Below are 22,855 nucleotides of genomic sequence, written 5' to 3'. Positions count from 1 at the left end.
TAATGGAACAGCATGCCTTGGGCATCCTCGACGCAAGGAAAAGCGGCTCGCGCACCGGCGGCCCAAGCTTTTCGCTGCAGCACAGGATGTTACGGGCCGCGTGGGCGGTCGCGTGGATGCTTCTCGCTGGTTGGACGCCGGCCCCCTTGCATCGATGGCGGGCGATGCTGCTCCGCATGTTCGGCGCACAACTGGCGGCCAACGCCCGCGTTCATGGTTCGGCAAGGATCTGGTATCCACCGAACCTGGTGATGGAAGAGAACGCACTGATTGGCCCGCGTGTCATTTGCTATGCGATGGCGCCGATCCGCATCTGCCGGAATGCCGTGATCTCACAAGGCGCGCATCTTTGCGCCGGTAGTCATGTAGTGGACGATCCCTATTTCCAGCTGGAGGCACATCCGATCACGATCGGGGCCAATGCCTGGGTGGCGGCCGAGGCCTTTGTCGGCCCCGGCGTAATTTTAGAAGAGGGCTCTGTCCTCGGTGCGCGTGGCGTCGCCTTCAGCAACATCCCGGCCTGGACGATCTTTGCCGGCAACCCGGCGCGTTTCCTGCGCAAGCGCGTGCTGTTTACCAGCCCTGGACGATCGTAGCGCCAGCCCAGGCGGCGGCGACGACCGCATAGCCTAGATCATTGAGGTGGATTGCATCAGCCCGCAGCGATCGTGGCACCAGGCCGGCCGCCACGTCCTCCTGATCGCCAGAAGTCTGGTTGGCTGCGGACTGAAGGGCAGCTTGAAGATCGACAAAGTGGTTTTGGTAGACGGTCTTGAGAGCCGCATTCAGCTCCGATATCTGCTGCATCGCCTCGGGTGTGTCGCTTGCCGCAGGCAGGATCGAGCCAACGAGATATCGCCCGCGTGCTACCCGATTTGCCATTGCTGCGATATCGGACATAACCGTAGCTGGAGCGCTGGCGTTGTTGCGGCCGGCCCAGATCCACTGGACGTCTCCTCGTGTCGCGATGGCGTCGTCCAAAAGGAAGGTTGCGGAATAGGGCACGCCGGCGCTGTCGCCTGCGGACCTTCGCGTAAAGCTCCAATTGCCTGCGGCATCGGCGGAGATCGATCCTTTGATGCCGACCAGCGTGCCGGAAGCGCTGCCGCGGTGAGCGCCGGAATCGATGAAGATGTCCGCGGATTTGTAGGTGACGGGAATTTGCGGGCTGCTATCGCCCCACTCGATGGAGATGTTGTCAAGCGACCAGGTGACATAGCTGTCGCTGCTGACAAACGCGATCGCACCGCACGACTCGTTACCGAAAGTGCTGTTGCCACTGGTTAAGATCACTTCGTGGTGGCCACGGTAGCTGATAACCGAGGTTGCATTTCCTTCGGCGGTTTCCGCCGCCCAACTGCCACCGGGTGCATTGAGGCCGCCGATCTGGACAAGGCCGCCACCCTCGATGAAGTCGAGATCGAAGCCGACGCGAATGGTTTTGCCCTGTGGCACCGCCGCCAGGGCGATCTCGCAGCCGCGAAGGATTCCGGCGTCGTCGTTGCTGACCAGTAGTTTGCTGCTTTCCACCCGTAGCGGGGTTGTGTGGCCATCCTGGACGCGCGGGGTCCAGCCGTTCGCGCTGGTGCCGAAGCGGGATGTCGTAGAGAAGGTCGGATTGTAGAGGTTGATCGTTCCGTCGCCAGGTGTGAGTTGCAGGGAGGTTCGCAGCGGGCCGGCCTCGAACTGGCCCGGAAAGATGCGAAGCGTGATGTCGATAGTGCTGCCGACGGCAACATTCAGCAGGAAGGTCGAGCGAATAAAGGCGTGGGTTGCTTCACCGCTTTCCGATACGGAATTGCGCGCACCATCGAGTGGAAAACCTGGCGACGCGATTTCGTTGAGGTAGCCGCCGGCCTCGTCAGCTTGAATGAGCAGGAGATTGAAACCGTTCACGCCGCTGGTGGAGCCGCCAACCAGTTGAGCCTCGCCAGAGATAGTCCAGCGGCTGCCAGCTTCGACTTTCAGGTTTGCGGCGATGGAGCTGTATATCTGTCGACCGACATCCGTGAACGATCCGGTTGCCATTCCGTGAACGCGAACGTCGCCATAGGGAAGTCCGTTTTCATCAACCCCTGCCGCTACCAATTCGTGAGTGAGTCCGTTGATGACGCCTGCATCAAACGAGGTCATCCAGTCTCGGCTGCGGGGATAGAGGTTCTTGGTTTCAGTACCCTGGACGGCGAGCAGCAGGGGCGTGCCTCCCTGACGGGAAGCGATCTGGGTCGAGGTCTGGCCGCCGACCCCGCGATTAATGACAGTGCGAGGTGGGTTGAATAGCGAAGCTGCCAGAGCGGGATAGGAGTGGTCTGACGAAGACGCGCCCGCGCCTGCCGTCAGACTGTCGCCGAAGGCGACGATGGAGCGCGGCCTGGTCCCGTCGCGATGGGCGGGGCAGCCGGCACTGATATCGAGACCGAGAAACATTATTGAGACCTCCACAACAGTAAATGGGACTATGATCCTATTTCATGTTGGGCGGGCGGGGACGTTCGCGCACATGACCAGATTGCGTCGGCGGGCATTTGCCGCGCATTGCGGTGGTCGCCGGCGGTGCTCAAGTTGGGAGGTGTGGTTTTGTCCGAGCCGGCGTTCTTCCCGCTGGGACCACTGGAAGAGATGCTATAACATGGACAGGGTATTGTCGTTCCATCAGTCGGGATGACCTGTCGCCGGTGCGCCGGGAGACCACGAGGCGCCCAAACGGAGTTGCGAAATTGAGTGTTGCTTTCGTCAAAGAAGAAAGTGCTGAAGCCGCATCTGAAACTTTGCTGCCGGATCGTCCAATTTCGCCGCATCCGAACCTTGTGACCGAAGCGGGATTGAAGGCTCTGGAATTGCAGCTCCAGCAGGCGCGCGACGCATTCGATGCCGCAAGCACTATCGAGGACATCAATGAGCGACGGCGGCAGGCTGCGAATCCCTTGCGAGACCTACGCTACCTCGCGACTCGCGTTCGCACCGCCGAGGTTATTCCCGACCCGTCTTCGTTCGATCAAGTGGCCTTTGGAAGCACCGTGACGTTCAGCCGCGACGACGGGCGTGTGCAGACATATCGCGTTGTTGGAGAGGACGAGGCTGATCCCAAAGCGGGATCGATATCCTTCGTGTCCCCAGTGGCAAGGTCCCTAATCGGCAAGTCGATTGGAGATGTCGCCACTGTCGGTGGCCAGGAACTCGAGGTTATCGCGATCGCGTAGGGCGTCGCTTCCGCGTCCTGCGGAGCGTTTTTATCGAAGATGGGCATCCTGGCACGATATAAAATCCAGTTGCTCGTCTGATGGTCGTTACTGAGAACTTACCATGTCTTTATGTTCTCTTAAGTAATTCCCTTGAGATTGTATTCTCCCTGTTCCATGATGATTGCGATGCGAAGAATTTCGGGTCGTGCCTCATGACGATCGATGTAGATCGCCTCGGCCATGAACATGTTTCTTCGCTCCCGGCCGACTTTGCGCCGTTAGACTTTCATTCTTGTCTTTTGCCGCGGGTATAGGCTTGCGGTCGATCTGATTTAAGGACGTTGCATGAATTCGGAGTTTGCCGTTCGCCCGATGCGACCCGGTGAGTTGGAGCTAGTGCTCGAATGGGCGCGTCAGGAGGGCTGGAATCCTGGCCTCGACGACTCGATTGCCTTTCACGATGCGGACCCCTCCGGATTTTTCGTTGGCGTGCTCGGGGAGGTGCCGGTCGCCTCGATTTCGGTCGTCAAGTATGGCGACGACTTTGCTTTCCTCGGACTCTATATCGTGCATCCGGATTTTCGCGGCCGCGGCTACGGCAAAGCCATCTGGAATGCCGGCATGGCGTCCGCGGAGGGCCGCAGCATCGGCCTGGATGGCGTCGCCGCTCAGCAGGGTAACTACCGCAAGGCCGGCTTCGAAGAGGCCTATCGGACGGTTCGCTACGGCGGCGTGATATCAGCCCTGCCGGCCTCGACGCTTGTCGCGCAGGCTGTCTCCGACAAACTTGACGGATTGTTGCGCTATGACGCGACCATCTTTCCCGCCCCGCGGCCAGCATTTGTGGCGTCGTGGTGTGCGGCCCGCAGGGACAGGCACTCGGCCGTGGTGCGCAGGAGCGGCAAGATCCGCGGGTATGGCACGATCCGTCGTTGTTACGACGGCTACAAGCTCGGCCCGCTGTTTGCTGCCGACAAGGATAGCGCCGCAGCGTTGCTTTCGTTGCTGGCACCGCAGGCAAAAGGAGCGAGGGTCTTCATCGACATCCCCGCCAGCAACGGCGAGGCGATTGCGCTTGCAGAGGAGATGGGCTTGGCGCCCGTCTTCGAAACGGCTCGAATGTATCGCGGCGCCGCGCCGGTCGTTCCGCTGAAGAACGTCTTTGGTGTAACGACGCTGGAACTCGGCTAATCCATTGGTGATGCAGGGGCGGTGGAGACGGCTGTCTGGGGGCGGCCCTTTTCGGCAATGGCGATGCCGCCCAATGCAAGCGCCAACGCAACGATGTGAAAGGCCTGCAAATGCTCGCCAAGCAGGGCGACCGACAACAGCGTTCCGAAAACTGGCACGAGATTGATGAAGAGACCGGCCCGGTTTGCGCCGATCGCCTCAACGCCTTTGATGTAGAGGATTTGCGCGAGGAGTGAGGCGAAGATCGCGGTGTAAAAGGCGATCAGCCAGCCGCTGTTGTCGGGCAGTTGAATGGCGCCTTGACTGCCCTCCCAGATGAGTAGCGGCACGGCAGTGAGCGTCGCGCCGAGTGCGGGAACGGCCATCAGCGTGCGCCAATCGAGTGGCGGCTTCCAGCGAAGAAAAATCGTATAGACCGAATAGGCGGCGACGGCGATCAGCATGAGTCCGTCGCCGCGGTTGAGGCCGAGCTGTAGCAGCGTCCTCAGGTCGCCGTGCGCGGCGGTCAATGCGACCCCGACCAAGGTCATCGCGAAGCCGACGACTTGCGCCGTAGAAACGCCTGTGCGGAAGAAAACAAAGTTCAAGAGGAAGATCAGCATCGGGATGCCGGCCTGCTCGATCGCAACATTGATCACGGTCGTATACTGGACGGCGGAGTAGAGCATCGCGTTGAAAAGCGTGTAGCCGACGACGCCGTAGAAGAAGAGAAGCGGCAGGTTCTTGCGAACGATCGGCCAGTCGCGCTTCAATTGCGGGACCGAAACGGCGGCAATGAGCGCTGTTGCAAGGAACCAGCGCAGAAATGTCAACGTCATCGGGCTGACGTGCCCGAGCGCGAGCTTGCCCGCTACCGCGTTTCCGCCCCAGCACAATGCCGCGACGACGAGAGAAATATAAGCGGCAACCTGCACAGGCGATTCTTCCAGATGACGGCGATGCGTTCTCAACCCCAGGATATGATTGGCCAATAGCCCGATGATGGCTGATTTGTCACGTAAAAAGCCGATTCCGGCGGCATAACAGGGTCGCTTTCCCCGTGACAAAGCTTTATAGATGCGCGGGTTTGAGAAGGGTGCGGTTAAATCCGCCTTTAACAGGAAGACGTGAATGACGAACGTAGTCGTGGTCGGTTCGCAATGGGGTGACGAAGGCAAGGGCAAGATTGTCGATTGGCTTTCGGAACGTGCGGACATCGTTGTGCGCTATCAGGGCGGACACAATGCAGGCCATACGCTGGTAATCGATGGAACCAGCTACAAGCTCTCGCTGTTGCCATCCGGCGTCGTGCGTCCCGGCAAGATGGCCGTGATCGGCAACGGCGTCGTCGTCGATCCGCACGCACTGATTGCCGAAATCGAGAAGCTGGGAAAGCAGGGCGTCAAGATTTCCCCCGAGAACTTGCGCATCGCCGACAACGCGACGCTTATTCTCTCACTGCACCGCGAGCTCGACGCCTACCGTGAAGACGCTGCGTCCAACAGCGGTACGAAGATCGGCACCACGCGCCGTGGCATCGGCCCGGCCTATGAAGACAAGGTTGGCCGCCGTGCGATCCGTGTGATGGACCTCGCCGATCTCGACACGCTGCCGGGCAAGGTCGACCGCATCCTGACGCACCACAATGCACTGCGTCGCGGCCTTGGCGTTGCCGAGGTCAGCCATGATACGATCATGACGGAACTGACGTCGATCGCCGACCGCGTGCTTCCGTACCGCGATACGGTTTGGCTCTTCCTCGACAAGGAACGCCGCAAGGGCGCTCGTATCCTCTTTGAAGGTGCGCAGGGCAGCCTGCTCGACATCGATCATGGCACGTATCCGTTCGTCACGTCTTCGAACACCGTCGCCGGCCAGGCCGCGGCTGGTTCTGGCATGGGCCCGGGATCGCTCGGCTATATCCTCGGCATCACCAAGGCCTATACGACGCGCGTTGGCGAGGGACCGTTCCCGACCGAGCTGCATGACGAGATCGGCCAGTTCCTCGGTGAAAAAGGTCACGAATTCGGTACGGTGACGGGCCGCAAGCGTCGTTGCGGCTGGTTCGATGCAGCGCTGGTGCGCCAGTCGGTTGCCACCAACGGCATTACCGGCATTGCGCTGACGAAGCTTGATGTTCTCGACGGCCTCGACGAACTGAAGATCTGCGTCGGCTACAAGCTGGACGGCGAAGAGATCGATCATCTTCCTGCCAGCCAGGGCGCGCAAGCTCGCGTCGAGCCGATCTATGTGACGCTCGAAGGCTGGAAAGAATCGACGGTCGGCGCGCGCAGTTGGGCCGATCTGCCGGCCCAGGCAATCAAGTATGTTCGCCAGGTTGAAGAGTTGATCGGGGCGCCCGTCGCTCTCCTGTCTACAAGTCCTGAGCGAGACGACACGATACTTGTGACCGATCCTTTTGAGGACTAAGGTCGCGGGTCATTATTTGTGCGGTTCGCGTGGCGGACCGCACTCTTAGAGAAAGTACGAATGGCGGATTTTATCGCAGTTATCCGGCGGGCGGTTGACGGCCTGTCTGAAAATACTCCCGAGATGCGGGTGAAAGTCTACGAGCGCGCTCGCGGTGCTGTGCAGCGGCAGCTCGAGAACATGAAGCCGCGTCCGCCGGAAGCGATGCTGCAACGGCAGCTTGAAAAGCTCGAGGCTGCAATCCGCGAAGTCGAAGCGGAACACGCCGAAGCCGTTCCGTCCGCGGACGATGTTGCCGCGGCGGCTGCGCCCGAAGTCGAGACCGCCCATGAGCCGGAGGCCACCGCTCCTGAACCGGTCGCCGCCGAACCCACTGTTGACGAGCCGGCAGACGAGACATCGGTTCACCAAGAGCATGTAGAAGCTGAAGAGCCTGCGCCTGCCTATCAGGAGCCGCGCGAAGAGCCTGCGCATTATCACGAAGAGCCTGCCGCTGCCGAGCCGGAATATGCTGCCCAGCACGACACGCATTGGCCGCATGAAGAGCCGTCGGCTCCCGCTGAAGAAGTCGAACCCGTCGAGCACCTGCGCTCCGCTCCTTCCGAAGAGGTCGCTCACGAGGAACGGCAGGGCTCTGACGAGCATGTGGGCATAGAAGAGCCTGTTGCCGAGCCCACCGAGCCTCCGTACGTGGAGCCGGCTTTGCAGCCAGCGGCGCGCGACTACGATCTGACCAACCGTCTGGTCGAACCAGTCTATGGCTTGGATCGCTCGCCGGAAGAATTCGTGGATCGCAGCCAGGAAGAGCCGCTCCATGCGGACGCCGCCGGGCATTTCGATCCGGTATGGGCTGAGCCCGTCGAGGAAACGCCGGCGCCGCCGGCCAAGGATGCCCCGACAGACTGGGCGCTCGAGGAATTGAGGCAGTTTTCCGAGGCAGCGCCCGTTGCTCCGGCAAACGAAGCCGCGCGCGCGTTCGAGGACGTCATCGCCGGCATCGACCATGCACCGGCTAGGGTGAAGATGCCTGCCGCCAACGAGGGGTTCTCCTGGGAGGCAGCAGCCTTCGACGATCTCCCACCGATCGAAAGCGGCAAGAAGGTTCCGATCAACGCGCATTTCGACGATGGCGATCTCTTCTCGGAGATCCATGGCACCGCGAAAGCTGCGCCGGAAACCAATCCTGCGTGGCAGGAGGCACGGCCGCTTCGTGGCTACGACAACCGCGGCGTTGTTGCCGAAGACGACGACGGCACTGCGCCGCCCGATCTCGACAGCGCCGTTGCCGCGAAGTTCCAGGGCAAGAATCTGCGCATGGAGCCGAAGCGCCGCCGGTTCGGCATCGGCTCCATCGTAACCATCCTCATTGCGCTGGGCGTTGTTGGCGGCGGCGGGTATGCCGCCTGGACCCATCAGGATGCGCTGTCGACGATGTTGAAGAACCTTGTCAGCGCCGCTCCGTCGCAGAGTGCGAAGAACGAGCAGGCGCCGGCCAAGCCGGATGCTTCGACGCCAGCCGCGGCGCCACAGACCAGCGACGCCAAGCCGGCAGACGCAAACAAGGAAGTCGCCTCGTTGAATGACGGCGCTGCCGTCAACAACAAGTTCAACCAGCGGCTTCGTGCCGACGGCACCGAGGTCGACAGCGGCCCCGCTGCTGTTCCAGGAACGCCGACGGCCGAAGGAAAGTCGGTAGCCGAGCAGAACGTTGCTGCGGCCGATCCGACGCCGCCTGCGACCTCGACGACGCCGCCCTCGACGAGCGCTACCCCTCCGGCAGCCACGTCAGCGGCGACGCCGCCGGCGGACGGTGCAGCACAAACCGCGCCGGTCGGGTCAAATGAGAAAATGTTCCTCTATGAAGAGCGTATCGGGCAGAGTTCGCCGACTGCTATCCAGGGGTCGGTGGTTTGGAGCCTCCAGCACGAGGCAGGCTCGGACGGCAGGCAGGAAGCATCCGTGCAGGCGACCGTGACCGTTCCGGAACGCAACCTGTCGGCGCAGCTCACCTTCAAACGCAATTCGGATCCGTCGCTGCCTGCAAGCCACATCGTCGAAGTCGTCTTCTCGTTGCCGCCAAACTTCGAAGGCGGCGCCATCGAGAGCGTTCAGCGCATTTCGATGAAGCGGACCGAGCAGGATCGCGGCGACGCGTTGATTGCCGTTCCCGCAAAGATCACGGACGATTTCCATATGATCGCGCTGAATGACTATCCGGATGCGCGCAAGGCGAACCTCGATCTCCTCGGAAGCCGCGACTGGATCGATATCCCGATCACCTATCGCAACGGCCGCCGTGCCCTTCTGACGATGCAGAAAGGCTCGACGGGCGCGGAGGCGTTCAACGCCGCGATCAAGGAATGGGCCGCATTTGGCGACGTATCGACCAGCCAATAATCACTGGTTGGAGTAAATAAAAAAGGGCGAGACCAAACGGTCCCGCCCTTTTTCATTTGAGGAAACTTGCGCTTTAGGCTGTCGCTTCCACGACCCGAACGGCCTTGGCGCGCTCCAGAGCTTCCTTGCGCACGGCATCCTGGACTTTTTCGAAGGCGCGGACTTCGATCTGACGAACGCGTTCGCGGCTGATGTCGAACTCTGACGAGAGGTCCTCCAGCGTTACCGGATCTTCAGCGAGACGACGCGCCTCGAAGATACGGCGTTCGCGATCGTTCAGAACGCTCATCGCCTTCGCCAGCATACGGCGACGCGTGTCGAGTTCGTCCTGCTCGATCAGAACCGCCTCTTGGCTATCGTGGTCGTCGACGAGCCAATCCTGCCATTGCCCGGATTCGCCTTCCGAGGCCTTGATCGGTGCGTTCAGCGACGCGTCGCCCGACAGGCGACGGTTCATCGAGACGACCTCCTCCTCGGAGACGTTCAGCTTCGTGGCAATCTCAGCGACGTGTTCCGGCTTCAAGTCACCGTCGTCAATGGCCTGAATGCGGCCCTTGAGACGACGCAAGTTGAAGAACAGTCGCTTCTGGTTGGCGGTCGTGCCCATTTTCACCAGAGACCACGAACGCAGGATGTACTCCTGGATCGACGCCTTGATCCACCACATGGCATAGGTGGCAAGACGGAAGCCGCGTTCCGGATCAAACTTTTTGACGGCCTGCATCAGGCCGACGTTCCCTTCGGATACGACTTCGCCGATCGGCAGGCCATAGCCGCGGTATCCCATCGCGATCTTCGCAACGAGGCGCAGGTGACTGGTGACGAGTTTGTGAGCGGCTTCGCGATCGCCATGTTCCGCATAGCGCTTCGCAAGCATATATTCCTGCTGCGGTTCCAACATCGGGAACTTGCGGATCTCGTCGAGATAGCGATTGAGACCGGCTTCGCCGGCGGTAATGGACGGCAAGTTATTTCGGGCCATAAAAGCACCCTCCTATCTGAATTCCGGTTCCCGATGGAACGCGCCCCTGCGTTAAAAAGGCGAACCGGGGACGTGCGGCTTTATCGGAGCCCGCACTAAGTCAATGTACAGATAAGTATGGCCGAACAGGGGTTCAAGGCCGCACACCGTTTCACGAAGGCGTTACTCCGCCTTGGCCCGCAGGGCGCTTGCCAACTCTTCCATGTCCTCAGGCAGAGGCACTTCAAAGTGCATCACCTCGTTGGTGCGGGGGTGCTCGAATTGCAGCATATAGGCATGGAGGGCCTGCCTGCCAAAGGCATTCACAGTCTTCCTGGCAGCATCCGGAAGGAGATTTGCCTTTGTCTTGAAACCTGCGCCGTAGACCGTGTCACCGAGCAGCGGGTGGCCGATATGTGCCATGTGCACGCGGATTTGATGCGTGCGGCCGGTTTCGAGATGACACTCGATGAGTGAGGCGAGCGAAGTCGCGTCGGGATTCTCATGAAAGCGCTCGAGCACTTCATAATGTGTGATCGCCTCGTCGGCATCCTGCGTCTCGGGCCGTTTGACGGCACGACGCGTACGGTCGCCGACGGAGCGCCCCAGCGGGGCATTGATCGTCCCCGTCAGCGCGCGAGGACGCCCCCAGACGATTGCCTGATAGGCGCGCTCCAAGGGCATGGTGCGCCCGTGATCGGCAAACTGCAGCGAGAGGTGGCGATGAGAGATGTCGTTCTTGGCGACGACCATTACACCTGTGGTGTCTTTGTCCAGGCGGTGAACGATCCCCGGACGACGGACGCCGCCGATACCGGAAAGACTGTCGCCACAATGGTAGATCAGCGCATTGACGAGCGTACCGGTCCAGTTCCCTGCCGCTGGATGGACGACGAGGCCCGCAGGCTTGGAGATGACGATGACATCGTCGTCTTCGAACAGAATATCGAGCGGAATGTTTTCGCCCTGGGGCGTCGGGTCTTGCGGTTCCGGTAGGACTATCTCGAAGACATCGCCTGGACGCACTTTTTTCTGCGGATCGGCGACGACCTTGCCGCCCGCCGAGACCTGGCCTTCCTTGATCAGCACCTTCACGCGACTGCGCGAAAACTCTTCCCCAAGCTGTGCCGTCATCCACGCATCGAGACGGCCTTCGGCACTCTCGTCGGCCGTGAGGACTTTTCTAATGCCGGATGCTTGTTTAAAGGGGTCGCTCAAGACGCTTCTTCTCCGAATGATTTATAGAACGGAACGCCACATATGACGAATATCCAGCCAGAAGGTGATCAGGACGAAAAGCCCCTTGATCCGGTGATGGAACGTGTCCGGCGCAAGATGATCCGCCTGCAGATTGTTTCAGGCATCATCATGTTCGTGAGCCTTATGGCGGTCTTCGGCGCCATTGTCTACAAGACGATGCGGACTCCCGCGAGCGAACCAACAGCCGTGACATCGGCCGGCGTACCGTCGGATGCGCCTATATCCGTGACGGCCGTGTTGCCGCCGGGCTTCATCATTCAGTCGTCGTCGTTCTCGGGAGGGCAGATCATGTTCTTTGGGGCCACGGCCGACGGGATCATGAAGTCGCTCGTCTTCGATATCAAGGCAGGACGCATTGTCGCCGATGTGACCATCAACGGCGGCTAGGGCGATGGCTTCTCGGCTCGTTGCGATCGAGAGCGCGGACGATGCTCGCATCGCTGAGTTCCGCGATATCCGCGAACGGGATCTGACCGGTCGGCAGAACCGCTTCATTGCGGAGGGTACGGTCGTGCTTCGCATGTTGGCGGAAGCCAGCCACAGCGGCAGCTTTACAACCGAAAAGGTGCTGTTGCTCAGGAACCGCGTCGATGGCGTCGCTCCCATTCTCGAGCGGCTGCCGATCGAGGTGCCCGTCTATGTTGCCGAGGCCGAAGTTCTGGACCGGATCGTCGGATTTCATCTCCATCGCGGCGTATTGGCCCTCGGCAGGCGCGAGGTAGCGGAAGTCGATCTCGTCGACCGATTGTCTAAGCGTTCGCTGGTCCTTGTCGGTTGCGGCATTTCCAATCATGACAATGCCGGATCCATGTTCCGCAACGCGGCCGCCTTCAAGGCCGATGCCATCTTCCTCGATGAAACGTCCTGCGATCCGCTGTATCGCAAGGCATTGCGCGTCTCCGTCGGCTCCGTCCTCAGTGTGCCTTACCAGCGGAAGGGCACTGGACTTGATATACTGGCGCGGCTTGCCGCGAACGGCTTCGCCATCTGGACACTCTCGCCGCGCGGCGAGACCGACATCCGGGCGATACCGCCAGCCGGCAGGATGGCGTTGGTCGTAGGCACGGAAGGCGAGGGATTGCCGCCTGTTGTCCTTGAGCGCTTCAACAGCGCGCGCATTCCGCAATCGGAGGGATTGGACAGCCTCAATGTGGCGACGGCCACGGGCATCGCTCTTTTCGCCATGGCGTCAGCAGTGAAGCGGATCTGATCTCAGCCTGGTTCCGACAGGATCGTCGCTGCGCGCTGCGCAAGGTTGATGCGCTCACCATCCTGATGGTCTGCGGCATCCGGCAGAAGGTCTCGGATCGGCGACGTGGGGCCTTCATTGATCGCTGTCAACGCGACCATTCTTGCGGCTATGTCGGCGATCTCTTCGCGTGCGGCTTCATCCTGATACGTGTCCGACTTTGCTTTCAACTGTTCCGAAACGGCGGCGCTGCGCTTGCGCACTTCTTCGCTCAGGCGTGCCGCGATCGCCGCGGTATCGAGTTCGGCTGCCATCGTTTCCTCGGTTGCCCGCTCCTCTGAAACCGCATCTGCGGCTACGGGTTGAAGACCGGCATTGCGCAGTGCACGGTTTGCCTTGCGCAGTTCGGCGTTCGCCGCCTTGATCTGTTCTTTCAGCTTCGCAATTTCCTGCTGGCGGCGTCCGAGTAGCGTATCCTTGTCGGCCACCGACGCCGCATCGCGGTCTGCCTGATCTTCCAGCCTGATGACCGCGTGCTCGTGCTGGGCGAGGGTCTGCTCCGCATCCTTTGCGCGCTTCTGCAGCAAGCTCACGTCCTGGCGAAGCGTGTCGCGCTCGATGCGGACCGCATTCGCCTTGAAGCTCATGCTTTCGATTTCGGTCTCGCGCGCCGCCAAATCGATCTTCAAATTGTCGCTCTGTTCCGCAAGTCTGTTGAGGCGCGTGCGAAGCGCTTCAAGTTCGCCTTCCTTGGCCGCACTTGCCTGCTCCGCGATGTGGAGGCTCGTCTTCAGCTGGCTGATGTAGTTTTCATCCTTGCGCAGATGCGAGCGCTGTTCCGCTGCTTCGACACTCATGTCGCTGATCTGCGCCTGCAATCCGCCGATTTCAGCCGCAAATCGTCCGGCGTCGAGCGCCAGTGAATCGTGTTTCAACTGCAGCGCCAGCGACTTCTCGCGCTCGCGCACCAGCTGTTGCGTCGTTTTGGCGTTTTCCGCGGCATAGAAGGCTCGGACCATGTCCTTCTGCGCCCGCACCTCCTGCGGGCTGAGCGGCATGGTCGCGCGCATCCGATTTTCTGTATACCAGACGATGCGACGGTGGACAGCGGGCGACACCAGGAAAACGAGGAACGCTGCCGTCAGGAAGCCCAGTCCGAACAAGAGAGCATATTCGATCACGGAGTTGCCACGGCTTCCAAAAGTTGATTTGCGTCAGGACCAATGATTAAGCGGACCTGACGCGTAGAGCAAGTGGCGGAAAGGTAACGGCGAGCGAGAGTTCGACAGCGCCGATAGAATCAGAAGGGATTCCAGGTCGGATTCGGCGTGACCTTGAGGTATCCGACATTCAGTCCAAGGCGCGCCCCGACACCGGTGCGGATCGGCACCACTAGGACGTTTTCATTCTTGAGAAGCGTCATACCGAAGCCGGCGATGACGAAGGCCTGACCGCTGACGCCGCCGAAACGGGCATAGATGGCGTCGGTCGAGGGCAGGTCATAGACCAGCATCATGACGCGTGTGCCCTGGCCACCATAGTCGATGCCGAGCGACGGGCCTTGCCAGTAGAGCGGATGCTCGCCGGCATTCTTGGTGTTCAGCTGACCTTCGCCATAGGTAAGTCCGGCGATGAAGGCACCGGAGCCTTCCTGGCCGAGGATGTAGCCGTTCGGAAGGCCGTATTTCTGAAAGGCCGCTTCGACCACCTTTGCGAGCCCGCCGCTGGTTGAGCCGAAAAACGAGTGTCCGGCGTCAACGATCTCCTGCATCGTGTACTGGCCATTGTTGGCCTGCTGCGCCGCCGCCTGCATGGGGATAAGCACGAGGGGCGAGAATATCAGCGCAACGAGAAGCCGGCAGAGGACCGGGAGTCTTCCGAGGAAATGGGCGCGCATGGGTGTCATCCGTTCATCATGGTCGGTACGATGAGCCGTTTCCGGCGTTTGATTCATTTTGCGCGTATGGTCTTAACAATCGGTTTACCAAATATGGTGTCATTATGGCGCCGAGTACGGCCGCAAACTTCGCGCAATTTTGATGACGCAAGATAGACGGCGGAATGACCCTGCCGCCCCTGGAGACGATGATGTCGAAGAATCCAAACCTCACCCTGACCGGTCCCGACTTGGCCGCGCTTCTGTGCAGCCGCGTCTGCCATGATGTCATTTCGCCGGTCGGCGCAATCAACAATGGTCTGGAGCTTCTGGACGAGGGCGGCGCCGACGCCGATGCGATGGATCTTATCAGGACAAGCGCGCTCAACGCGTCTGTGCGCCTGAAGTTCGCCCGGCTTGCCTTCGGCGCCTCAGGCTCGGTCGGCGCCTCGATCGATACCGGTGAAGCCGAACGCGCGGCGAAGGATTTTGCGGCTGCCGAGAAGAAGACCGAGGTTACTTGGAGTGGCCCGCGTGCGATCATCGCCAAAAACCGCGTCAAGCTGCTGCTCAATCTGTTTCTCGTGGCCTATTCGTCCATTCCGCGTGGCGGCACCATTGAAGTCACACTGGAAAACCCGGAGCTGGACGCAAAATTCAAGATTGTCGCAAAGGGCAAGTTGATGCGCCTGCCGCCGAAGTTCGTGGAAATTTCGACCGGGGAAGTCGAGGAGGCAATCGATGCCCATACGATTCAGCCGTACTATACGGTGCTGCTTGCCGATGAATGCGGCATGACGCTGGGCCATGGTGCAACCACCGAAGAACTGACCTTCACCGCTGACGTTATCGCGGCTTGATACAAGCCTCGACGGCGATTCGGCACCCCGAGGTAATAAATCCTTAGCCTAATGTTTTTATCCTTGGCTAGTAATTCGCCAGCCGGGACAGAAGCTGGGGCAAGGAGCAGCCATGCAGAGGTTTATGATCGCCGACTCGTCGGACGTTGTTCGCAAGGTCGGGAAGCGTATCCTGTCTGAGCTGGATTTCCTCGTCAGCGAAGCCTCGAATGTCTATGAAGCCCTTTCCAATTGCCAGGTCGAACTTCCGGACTACCTGATTGTCGATTCCGGAATGGACGGTGCGCTTGAACTGATCTCCACCATCCGCGGTATGGAAGGCGGCAACGAGGTCAAGATCTACTACTGCGTGGTCGAAGCCGATCTCAAGAAGCTGATGATGGGGAAACGGGCAGGGGCGACGGATTTTCTGCTCAAGCCGTTCGACCGCAAGATTTTGACTGCCGTTTTCGGCAATCGCGCTATCGCCGCATAATTGCGAACCTCCTTTCACCAATCAAGGCCGCCCTGGGCGGCTTTTTTATGCCGGAAACGAAAAAAATCCCGCCACAAGGACGGGACTTTTTCTATTTGGCAAAGGGGATGAAAACTCAGGCAGTCTCGGCGTACTCAGCGCCATCCGGCTCGCGCAGAACATAGCCCCGGCCCCAGACGGTTTCGATGTAGTTCGCGCCGCCAGCGGCGTTGGCCAGCTTCTTGCGCAGCTTGCAAATGAAGACGTCGATGATCTTCAGTTCCGGTTCGTCCATGCCGCCATAGAGGTGGTTCAGGAACATTTCCTTGGTAAGGGTGGTGCCCTTGCGGAGCGAGAGCAGCTCCAGCATCTGGTATTCCTTGCCGGTCAGGTGAACGCGCTGGCCACCGACTTCGACGGTCTTGGCGTCGAGGTTGACGATCAGTTCGCCGGTCATGATGACGGACTGGGCATGACCCTTGGAGCGGCGCACGATCGCATGAATGCGGGCAACCAGTTCGTCCTTGTGGAACGGCTTGGTCATGTAGTCGTCGGCGCCGAAACCGAGGCCGCGAACCTTGTCCTCAATGCCGGCCATGCCGGAGAGAATCAGGATCGGTGTCTTGACCTTGGACAGACGGAGAGTGCGGAGCACTTCATATCCGGACATGTCGGGAAGGTTCAAATCGAGAAGGATGATGTCGTAATCATACAACTTCCCGAGATCCACGCCTTCTTCACCCAGATCGGTGGTGTAGACGTTAAAACTTTCTGATTTGAGCATCAATTCGATGCTCTGCGCTGTCGCGCTATCATCTTCGATGAGTAGTACCCGCATTCTTATCCCCTTTACCGCCGCCGAAAGGTGGTCTGGCCCCCTACACGATACCGAATATGTCACTGCGTGATTTGGAAGCTGCCACGAAATGGTTAACAAATTCTGATTCACTCTGGCAAGAGGTAATCAATTTATTAAATATTTTGTCCATTCCGCTGTTTTCCAACGAGAATCCGCAAAGCCTACTTCTTAACTTTTACATTAAGAATGGCCGGTAAGCGATTCATTCGACTCACCAATGAAGCGGTATCGGAAATCGCGTAGTTGTGTTTACCGACCCTTAAATCATCGGCACTATCATTAACGATGCCCGTAAACGAAAGGTTACCAGCGGTAGGTTTTTGTTAATACCGACGGAAATTTTTTGGGCAGGCCGTTTCAAAGCGGCTCGCAGGGGCGGTTTTGAGTGGAGCAGGGGTCTCGCATCACTGGAGTAATGCGTATGAAGTCGCGTGAGAGCCTAACTCGCCTGAAGGAGTTTCAGGTGAACGAAAAACGTCGCCAACTGCAGCAATTGCAGATGATGATGTCCGAATTTGAACGGATGACGAAGGATTTGGAGAGCCAGATCCTCGTTGAAGAAAAGAAATCCGGCATTTCCGATCCGAATCACTTCGCCTATCCGACTTTCGCAAAGGCAGCGCGCCAGCGGGCGGACAATCTTCAGGTTTCGATCAAGGAGCTGAAGATGCAGGAAGAGTCGCTGGAACAGGCGCTCGAAGAGATGCAGGCGGAGTACGCACGTGCGGCCGCGCTGGAAGAGCGCGACAGCGCGGTCCGGGCAAGAGCCTAAGGCAGGAATCGGGCGCCGCTAGGGCGCCTCGACATCGCCTCGAAAAAGCCATGCATGATGGGCTGCCGCGTCCGTCATACATGGCTTTTGGCGTTGCGATGTCAGCTGTTGATGACATCTGCCCATTCCGCGTGGCGTTGGGATTGGGCTTTGAAGAACGGGCAGAGCGGGAAGATCTTCCATCCGCCCTTGCGCGCTTCCTCGACGGCGTGCAGAGCCAGTGCCTGGCCGACGCCCTTGCCGCGCAGTGCATCGGGTACCCCGGTGTGGTCGATGATGACGAGCTTAGGCGACGTGCGGGAGTAGGTCATCTCGGCCTGATGGCCCTCTAGCTCTGCAACGTAGCGACCGCCGGAAGTCGTTGCTTCGTTCTTGATGTTCATTGCCATTCCTCATCAACAGTGTGCTGTTCGGGAAAGTGGCATGTCACATTGCATACGCCAAGACGGTAGACGAGAACACAGTGTTCGATGAGGTCGGCGGGGAGAGGGCTGCCGGTATGGGCCGGCAGCGGTTCCAGCGTCACCGATCGAGTTTCCAGCTGAGTGGTCCATGAAGCGGGAATTCGCGGTGAAGCTTGTCGGTGATGGCGAGACGAAGCAAGTTCGCTGCGTCGCGAATTCGGGCCGTCTGTATATCCCCCTCAGGACATGCAAGCGGCCCGACTTGTAAAATTCGTTGCCCAAAAAGGGCTAGTCAGTGGCGATACTGCTGGATGCGGGTCGTGCGCAAACCGGCAAGACCATGGCTGTTGATCGAAGACTGCCAGGAGAGGAACTCTTCAACAGTCAGCGTGTAACGCTCGCAGGCTTCTTCCAAGCTCAGCAGGCCACCGCGAACCGCCGCTACAACCTCAGCTTTGCGGCGGATCACCCAGCGCCGTGTATTCGGCGGCGGCAGATCAGCAATCGTCAGCGGGCTGCCATCGGGGCCGATGACATATTTTACTCGGGGACGTATCATTTCGGTCATTGGACTCTCTACACAACTCAAGACCACGGCAGTCACTCTAGCTTGTCACATTTAAGAATTGCCTAAGCGCATCGTAACACTTTGATAAGAAATTTAGGCGTCGGAGCCCTAAGAAGCGATTTGCGCTTTAGCTGCCTTCCGCAACGTTAATTTGTAACTGGCGCATAGGAGCCATGCGTAATGGTTGATGGGCAATTGATATTCGCCAATTTATAAGCGGCGCAACATATGTGAGCGCAAGATCCCGTCTCCGTTCTTCTTGTGGCGCCCGGAATGACTAAAGCTGTTTGCTTCGTGTCCTTTTGATACGACGCCCTTTGCTTTTCGCTCGGTGCCGCGCGGCCTTTTATGGGTCGACAAACGCAGCAGGTGGGGTCGGAGCGAGCCGGGGATAAGACAATGAAGAAACAAGAGCGCGCCAGTCGCGATGGCGCGGAGCATGCTGTTTTTTCGCGGATCGCGTCTGGGCAGAACATGTCTGTACAGCGATTCAGCGATGGCATGGCCGAGATGGCGAGTGAGGCGGACTTCAACCACTACTTGCTGGCGGAGTTTCCACGCGGCGACCGCAGTGGCTTCCTCAGCAACCATCTGGCAAGCAACTGGCCGCAAGAGCTACTTGATATCTACGAAGAGGTTGATTTCTTCTACTGCTGCAAGCTTCTTGTAGCTTTGAAGACGACGACGATGCCGGTCTTCCATGACATTGCGGCCTTCGAGAGTGCGGCGACCAACCAGGGCGGCCAGCTCCAGACGGCCGTCTTCAAAAGATATGGCCTGAAAAATACATTTGCCTTTGCGCTGCATGATGTGCACCTGCGCCACTATGTGTTCGCATTTTCGGGTGAGCGCGAGTCACCTGCTCGCGATGAGGCGATGAGGCTGGTCTTCCGCGCGATGGAACTCCTGCAGCAACTCGGCCATCAGAACCCTGTAGAGCAGCCCGCGGAAAGCCTCAGCAGTCGCGAAATCGAATGCTTGCGTTGGTCGGCCGCTGGAAAGAGCAGCGAAGAGATCGCGATCATCCTTGATCTCTCCGCGCATACCGTGGTCGGCTACTTGAAGAGCGCGATGCGAAAGCTCAATTCCGTCAATCGCATGCAGGCCATCGCCCGCGCGTTTCGCTACAGGTTGCTCTAGACGGTTGTTGCTTTGATCTAAAGCATCACGACCGAAAGCTCGGTTTTCGCAGATCCGAACTCATACTGTGCGTTGCCGTGGTGCAGCAGCGCCAGCGAGTCTCCCTCATTCAGCGATGCTAAAGTGCAGGCAGTATGACGTGCCGCGCCGGTCGAAGCAGGACCGACAGCGGCCGCAAGCGCCACCGTGCCATTTGCCTCGAGGACGGCCTCATGTCCGGACGAAGACAGCGTGCTTGCTGTGAGCAGCAGGAGATATAGGCCGGTCTCGGGGATGAGCAGGCGGTTGCCAATGCCGGGTGAAATGACCGGGCCAAGAGAGAAGCCGCCTTGCAGCAGATGGAATTCGTTGAAGCCAGTTCGGCTGCCGGATGCCGGCGTGGATGCTCCCGCCGCCAAGGAGACACGAGCGGCGGGTTTGGCTGGCGTTCTTACAATCCCTCGCGGCGAAATTGTCAGAGCCGTCAGCCAATCGCTGCCGTTGCCGCTGATCTTGATCGAGAAATCGTCGTTGCCGGCGAGGCCTAGTTCCGCCCGGCCGGACCATGCTGTCTGGAAGAGCAGCGTTCCCGTCTCGCCGGCGGCAGACTTGTTGATCTTCAATTGGTGCCCGTGGCCGGAGTGACTGAAGAGGCTTGCGTCGGACGCCACCGAGAGGCGGTTGAAGGCATCCGGCGAGGTATTGATGCCGACCATCGGTAGAGAATTATCGTTATCCAGCGCTATCGCATGCCACCCGTCGGTGCTCAATGCGCGGAGTTGGCCCTGCGCCATGAAGAAGGCGCGCCAGCCCGGCCTCGGCTCGATATAGATCCAGGCGGCGTCCTGGCGGAGTGCCAGCATTCCGTCCCGGCCGGACCAAGCACCGCCGGCCCCTTCGGAGACCAGATAGCATTGTCCTTCGGAGACGTCGGGTGGAGGAAGGGAGGATTCTCCGGTGACGCTCAGTTGGACAATGGCATCCAGACGCTGCAGCGCTTCGTTGTGGGTAACGTGCTTTTGTGCCTGGGATGGCAGGATATAGGGCAGGGCGAGATTGTTGGTCTGGTCAGACACGGTTTTGCGGCTCCCGGATTGGCCGGAGCTTGCGCCCGGCACGGATTAATTTCGCCGAAAATCCTAGATGCTGCTAATGGGGCGTGGACGGTGGAAGCCGCGCTTCGCTGATTTTCCGTGTCTTTTCGAAAAGGTTATGCCCGCTCGAGCGCGGATCTCGCGCCGCCCCAGGATATGAAATTAGGGTTGGCGAAGTCGCTGTCATGCGGCTGTGACGTCTTGCCATAGGTGAGCGGCAGTCCGTCCAGCGTTACGGTCGAGCCGCCTGCGGCGCGTAGCACGGCGTCGCCGGCGGCCGTATCCCACTCCATCGTCCGCGTGAAGCGCGGATAGACGTCGGCCAGCCCTTCAGCCAGCATGCAGAACTTTAGCGATGAACCGATGTTGGTACAGCGGGAGATCGCATTCGCGCTCAGAAAGACATCCGTCTCAGGGCTGTTGTGCGATCGGCTCGCCAAAGCCGTCCGGTCGGCCGGTTGCGGCCGCACACGGATGGCGGTTCGCCGGATCACTTGAAAATGCTCGTTGACAAGAAGCTTCTCGGCCTTGTCGTTCTCTGCAGAAAACGCGATGCCGAGGGCAGGGGCATAGACGATCCCGGCGAGGGGCCGCCCGTCTCCGATGTAGGCGATGTTCACCGTGAACTCGCGACGCTTGTCGATGAATTCCCGAGTGCCGTCGAGCGGATCCACAAGGAAGAAAGACGCGCCGATCGCGGGAACGTTGCCGGCGGCCACCGACTCTTCCGCAATGATCGGGGTATCGGGGAAGGCTGCTTCAAGCTGTGCAATGATGATGCGCTCGGCGCGCTCGTCGGCGATGGTGACCGGGCTGTTGTCTGCTTTCCTGGCGGACGGGCACCCCTCCAGATAGACCTGCATAATTGCCTTGCCCGCTTCGAGAGCGGCGCGCTCAAATGTTTCGAGCATTGCTCGCCTTCCGGATCTTCCGCACTGCGCTCACCTCGAGCGCCTTTTCTTATATAGGGAATTCCCTCGACGATGTGAATCGTATCAGCGCAACGGGTTGCCGTCGAATGCGTGCAATCATGTATCGAATGCGCGCAGCACTCCCGGAAAAGAATCTCTGCGGTCGTCTTCATATGCTGCATCGCCTGGCGCCGAGCGAAAAATTTCGGTTGCTTGCGCCGTTAAAAGTCAAAAAGCGCTTTCTTAGGCTTAGCATGCTAAAAAAAGCGAATTCCTGACCGCAAAAAAGTCATTTTCACCAAAACGGCAAAGAACTTTGGGGCTTTGCGATTTTGCACTTCCCTTTTGGTTTGAAAGCGGTATGAAATCCTTAATCAAGGGCTCATTTAAGGTCCTAATAACAAGAGATGCTGGCTGAACTGGCTTGCATCCAGGGGAAATGACATATGGAATATTTTGTCCAGCAGCTCGTTAATGGGCTGACTCTTGGATCCATCTATGGCCTTGTGGCTATTGGCTATACGATGGTTTACGGCATTATCGGCATGATCAACTTCGCCCACGGCGATATCTTCATGCTCGGCGGCTTTGCCGGCCTTATTGTCTTTCTCGTTCTCACATCCATGTTCGCGGGCCTTCCGGTAGCGGTTCTGCTGTTGGTAATGCTGCTCATTGCGATGCTGATGACGAGCTTGTGGAACTGGACGATCGAGCGCGTTGCGTATCGTCCGCTGCGTGGATCTTTCCGCCTCGCGCCTCTGATCACCGCGATCGGCATGTCGATCACGCTGTCGAACTTCATTCAGGTGACGCAAGGTCCGCGCAACAAGCCGATCCCGCCGCTTGTCAGCACCGTTTACAACGTTGCGGGCATTTCGATTTCGCTGAAGCAGATCGTAATCATCCTCATCACGGTCGTGCTGCTGACGGTGTTCTGGTATCTCGTCAATCACACGTCCCTCGGGCGCGCCCAACGCGCAACCGAGCAGGACCGCAAGATGGCAGCGCTGCTGGGCGTCAATGTCGATCAGACGATTTCCGTTACCTTCATCATGGGTGCGGCGCTCGCTGCCGTCGCAGGTACGATGTATCTGATGTATTATGGTGTCGTGAACTTCAACGACGGCTTCGTACCGGGTGTGAAGGCGTTCACCGCGGCTGTTCTTGGCGGCATCGGCTCCTTGCCGGGTGCTGTTCTCGGCGGGCTGATGATCGGTCTCATCGAGTCGCTGTGGTCGGCTTACTTCACCATCGCGTACAAGGATGTGGCGACATTCGCCATCCTCGCTTTCGTGCTGATCTTCAAGCCGACAGGTATCCTGGGCCGGCCGGAAGTCGAGAAGGTATAA

23 protein-coding genes are annotated in these 22,855 nt (G+C 59.3%); 12 read left to right on the top strand and 11 right to left on the bottom strand.

The features are described from left to right. The first annotated feature begins 2 nt into the window (after positions 1-2). Positions 3-596 (top strand): DapH/DapD/GlmU-related protein, encoded by a 594-nt coding sequence (locus tag FHX16_RS09230; protein ID WP_183861563.1) that lies wholly within the window; start codon positions 3-5, stop codon positions 594-596. Here FHX16_RS09230 and FHX16_RS09225 read toward each other — a convergent pair. Next, positions 574-2,427 (bottom strand): SGNH/GDSL hydrolase family protein, encoded by a 1,854-nt coding sequence (locus tag FHX16_RS09225; RefSeq protein WP_183861561.1) that lies wholly within the window; start codon positions 2,425-2,427, stop codon positions 574-576. The two genes, FHX16_RS09230 and FHX16_RS09225, sit on opposite strands and share 23 nt — an antisense overlap. Positions 2,428-2,717: 290 nt before the next feature. Here FHX16_RS09225 and greA point away from each other — a divergent pair, with 290 nt between their 5' ends. Together greA and FHX16_RS09215 are read left to right on the top strand one after the other, a co-directional pair. Beyond that, positions 2,718-3,200 carry a transcription elongation factor GreA gene (greA, locus tag FHX16_RS09220; protein WP_183861559.1) on the top strand — a complete coding sequence of 161 codons (483 nt, stop codon included), beginning with the start codon at positions 2,718-2,720 and terminating at the stop codon, positions 3,198-3,200. Positions 3,201-3,527: 327 nt separating this feature from the next. After that, entirely contained in the window at positions 3,528-4,373 is an 846-nt protein-coding gene (locus tag FHX16_RS09215; protein ID WP_183861557.1) for a GNAT family N-acetyltransferase, read from the top strand. On the opposite strand, the gene FHX16_RS09210 is transcribed toward FHX16_RS09215, so the two are convergent. Then, positions 4,370-5,287 (bottom strand): DMT family transporter, encoded by a 918-nt coding sequence (locus tag FHX16_RS09210; RefSeq protein WP_183861555.1) that lies wholly within the window; start codon positions 5,285-5,287, stop codon positions 4,370-4,372. The two genes, FHX16_RS09215 and FHX16_RS09210, sit on opposite strands and share 4 nt — an antisense overlap. Positions 5,288-5,483: 196 nt before the next feature. Between FHX16_RS09210 and FHX16_RS09205 the strand changes: the two genes are divergently transcribed. Together FHX16_RS09205 and FHX16_RS09200 are read left to right on the top strand one after the other, a co-directional pair. Next, on the top strand, positions 5,484-6,782 hold the full coding sequence (locus FHX16_RS09205; RefSeq protein ID WP_183861553.1) for an adenylosuccinate synthase: 1,299 nt from the start codon (positions 5,484-5,486) through the stop codon (positions 6,780-6,782). A 60-nt stretch (positions 6,783-6,842) separates the two neighbouring features. Continuing rightward, on the top strand, positions 6,843-9,179 hold the full coding sequence (locus FHX16_RS09200; RefSeq protein ID WP_259127125.1) for a hypothetical protein: 2,337 nt from the start codon (positions 6,843-6,845) through the stop codon (positions 9,177-9,179). Between the two features lie 73 nt (positions 9,180-9,252). Here the strand turns inward: FHX16_RS09200 and rpoH are convergent, their stop codons facing one another. Next, entirely contained in the window at positions 9,253-10,161 is a 909-nt protein-coding gene (rpoH, locus tag FHX16_RS09195) for an RNA polymerase sigma factor RpoH (protein WP_016554940.1), read from the bottom strand. Between the two features lie 162 nt (positions 10,162-10,323). After that, entirely contained in the window at positions 10,324-11,358 is a 1,035-nt protein-coding gene (locus tag FHX16_RS09190; RefSeq protein ID WP_183861549.1) for an RluA family pseudouridine synthase, read from the bottom strand. Between the two features lie 42 nt (positions 11,359-11,400). Between FHX16_RS09190 and FHX16_RS09185 the strand changes: the two genes are divergently transcribed. After that, positions 11,401-11,787 (top strand): hypothetical protein, encoded by a 387-nt coding sequence (locus FHX16_RS09185; RefSeq protein ID WP_183755591.1) that lies wholly within the window; start codon positions 11,401-11,403, stop codon positions 11,785-11,787. A gap of 4 nt (positions 11,788-11,791) precedes the next feature. Continuing rightward, positions 11,792-12,610, top strand: a complete 819-nt coding sequence (locus FHX16_RS09180) for an RNA methyltransferase (RefSeq protein ID WP_183861547.1) — start codon at positions 11,792-11,794, stop codon at positions 12,608-12,610. Positions 12,611-12,612: 2 nt separating this feature from the next. Here the strand turns inward: FHX16_RS09180 and FHX16_RS09175 are convergent, their stop codons facing one another. Together FHX16_RS09175 and FHX16_RS09170 are read right to left on the bottom strand one after the other, a co-directional pair. Continuing rightward, positions 12,613-13,770, bottom strand: a complete 1,158-nt coding sequence (locus tag FHX16_RS09175; protein WP_183861545.1) for a hypothetical protein — start codon at positions 13,768-13,770, stop codon at positions 12,613-12,615. A 119-nt stretch (positions 13,771-13,889) separates the two neighbouring features. Next, positions 13,890-14,486: a DUF1134 domain-containing protein gene (locus tag FHX16_RS09170; protein WP_183861543.1), complete on the bottom strand. Its 597-nt coding sequence runs from the start codon at positions 14,484-14,486 to the stop codon at positions 13,890-13,892. Between the two features lie 191 nt (positions 14,487-14,677). On the opposite strand from FHX16_RS09170, the gene chpT reads away from it, so the two are divergent. Then, a complete protein-coding gene (chpT, locus tag FHX16_RS09165; RefSeq protein WP_183862006.1) occupies positions 14,678-15,325 on the top strand; it encodes a histidine phosphotransferase ChpT in 648 nt (215 codons plus the stop codon). A gap of 112 nt (positions 15,326-15,437) precedes the next feature. Continuing rightward, positions 15,438-15,800, top strand: coding sequence for a PleD family two-component system response regulator (locus FHX16_RS09160; RefSeq protein ID WP_183861542.1), 363 nt, complete (start codon positions 15,438-15,440; stop codon positions 15,798-15,800). 115 nt (positions 15,801-15,915) lie between these two features. On the opposite strand, the gene ctrA is transcribed toward FHX16_RS09160, so the two are convergent. Further along, positions 15,916-16,617 (bottom strand): response regulator transcription factor CtrA, encoded by a 702-nt coding sequence (ctrA, locus tag FHX16_RS09155; RefSeq protein ID WP_003542362.1) that lies wholly within the window; start codon positions 16,615-16,617, stop codon positions 15,916-15,918. Positions 16,618-17,059: 442 nt separating this feature from the next. Between ctrA and FHX16_RS09150 the strand changes: the two genes are divergently transcribed. Next, on the top strand, positions 17,060-17,410 hold the full coding sequence (locus tag FHX16_RS09150; RefSeq protein WP_016554933.1) for a hypothetical protein: 351 nt from the start codon (positions 17,060-17,062) through the stop codon (positions 17,408-17,410). Between the two features lie 101 nt (positions 17,411-17,511). Here FHX16_RS09150 and FHX16_RS09145 read toward each other — a convergent pair whose 3' ends face one another. Further along, on the bottom strand, positions 17,512-17,793 hold the full coding sequence (locus FHX16_RS09145; RefSeq protein ID WP_183861539.1) for a GNAT family N-acetyltransferase: 282 nt from the start codon (positions 17,791-17,793) through the stop codon (positions 17,512-17,514). Positions 17,794-18,106: 313 nt separating this feature from the next. Next, entirely contained in the window at positions 18,107-18,382 is a 276-nt protein-coding gene (locus FHX16_RS09140) for a DUF1153 domain-containing protein (RefSeq protein ID WP_007533628.1), read from the bottom strand. Between the two features lie 399 nt (positions 18,383-18,781). Here FHX16_RS09140 and FHX16_RS09135 point away from each other — a divergent pair, with 399 nt between their 5' ends. After that, the gene (locus FHX16_RS09135) at positions 18,782-19,522 is read left to right on the top strand and encodes a LuxR family transcriptional regulator (RefSeq protein ID WP_183861537.1); all 741 of its coding nucleotides are present in this window, start codon (positions 18,782-18,784) and stop codon (positions 19,520-19,522) included. Positions 19,523-19,539: 17 nt separating this feature from the next. On the opposite strand, the gene FHX16_RS09130 is transcribed toward FHX16_RS09135, so the two are convergent. Together FHX16_RS09130 and cysQ are read right to left on the bottom strand one after the other, a co-directional pair. Then, entirely contained in the window at positions 19,540-20,577 is a 1,038-nt protein-coding gene (locus FHX16_RS09130) for a DUF2793 domain-containing protein (RefSeq protein ID WP_183861535.1), read from the bottom strand. A gap of 134 nt (positions 20,578-20,711) precedes the next feature. Beyond that, on the bottom strand, positions 20,712-21,506 hold the full coding sequence (cysQ, locus tag FHX16_RS09125) for a 3'(2'),5'-bisphosphate nucleotidase CysQ (RefSeq protein ID WP_183861533.1): 795 nt from the start codon (positions 21,504-21,506) through the stop codon (positions 20,712-20,714). Between the two features lie 446 nt (positions 21,507-21,952). On the opposite strand from cysQ, the gene FHX16_RS09120 reads away from it, so the two are divergent. Further along, positions 21,953-22,855 (top strand): branched-chain amino acid ABC transporter permease, encoded by a 903-nt coding sequence (locus FHX16_RS09120; RefSeq protein ID WP_016554928.1) that lies wholly within the window; start codon positions 21,953-21,955, stop codon positions 22,853-22,855.

The sequence above is a fragment of the Rhizobium sp. BK661 genome, from assembly GCF_024808825.1.
In the GTDB taxonomy this organism is placed as follows: domain Bacteria; phylum Pseudomonadota; class Alphaproteobacteria; order Rhizobiales; family Rhizobiaceae; genus Rhizobium.
This window is presented reverse-complemented; position numbering and strand designations above follow the sequence as displayed.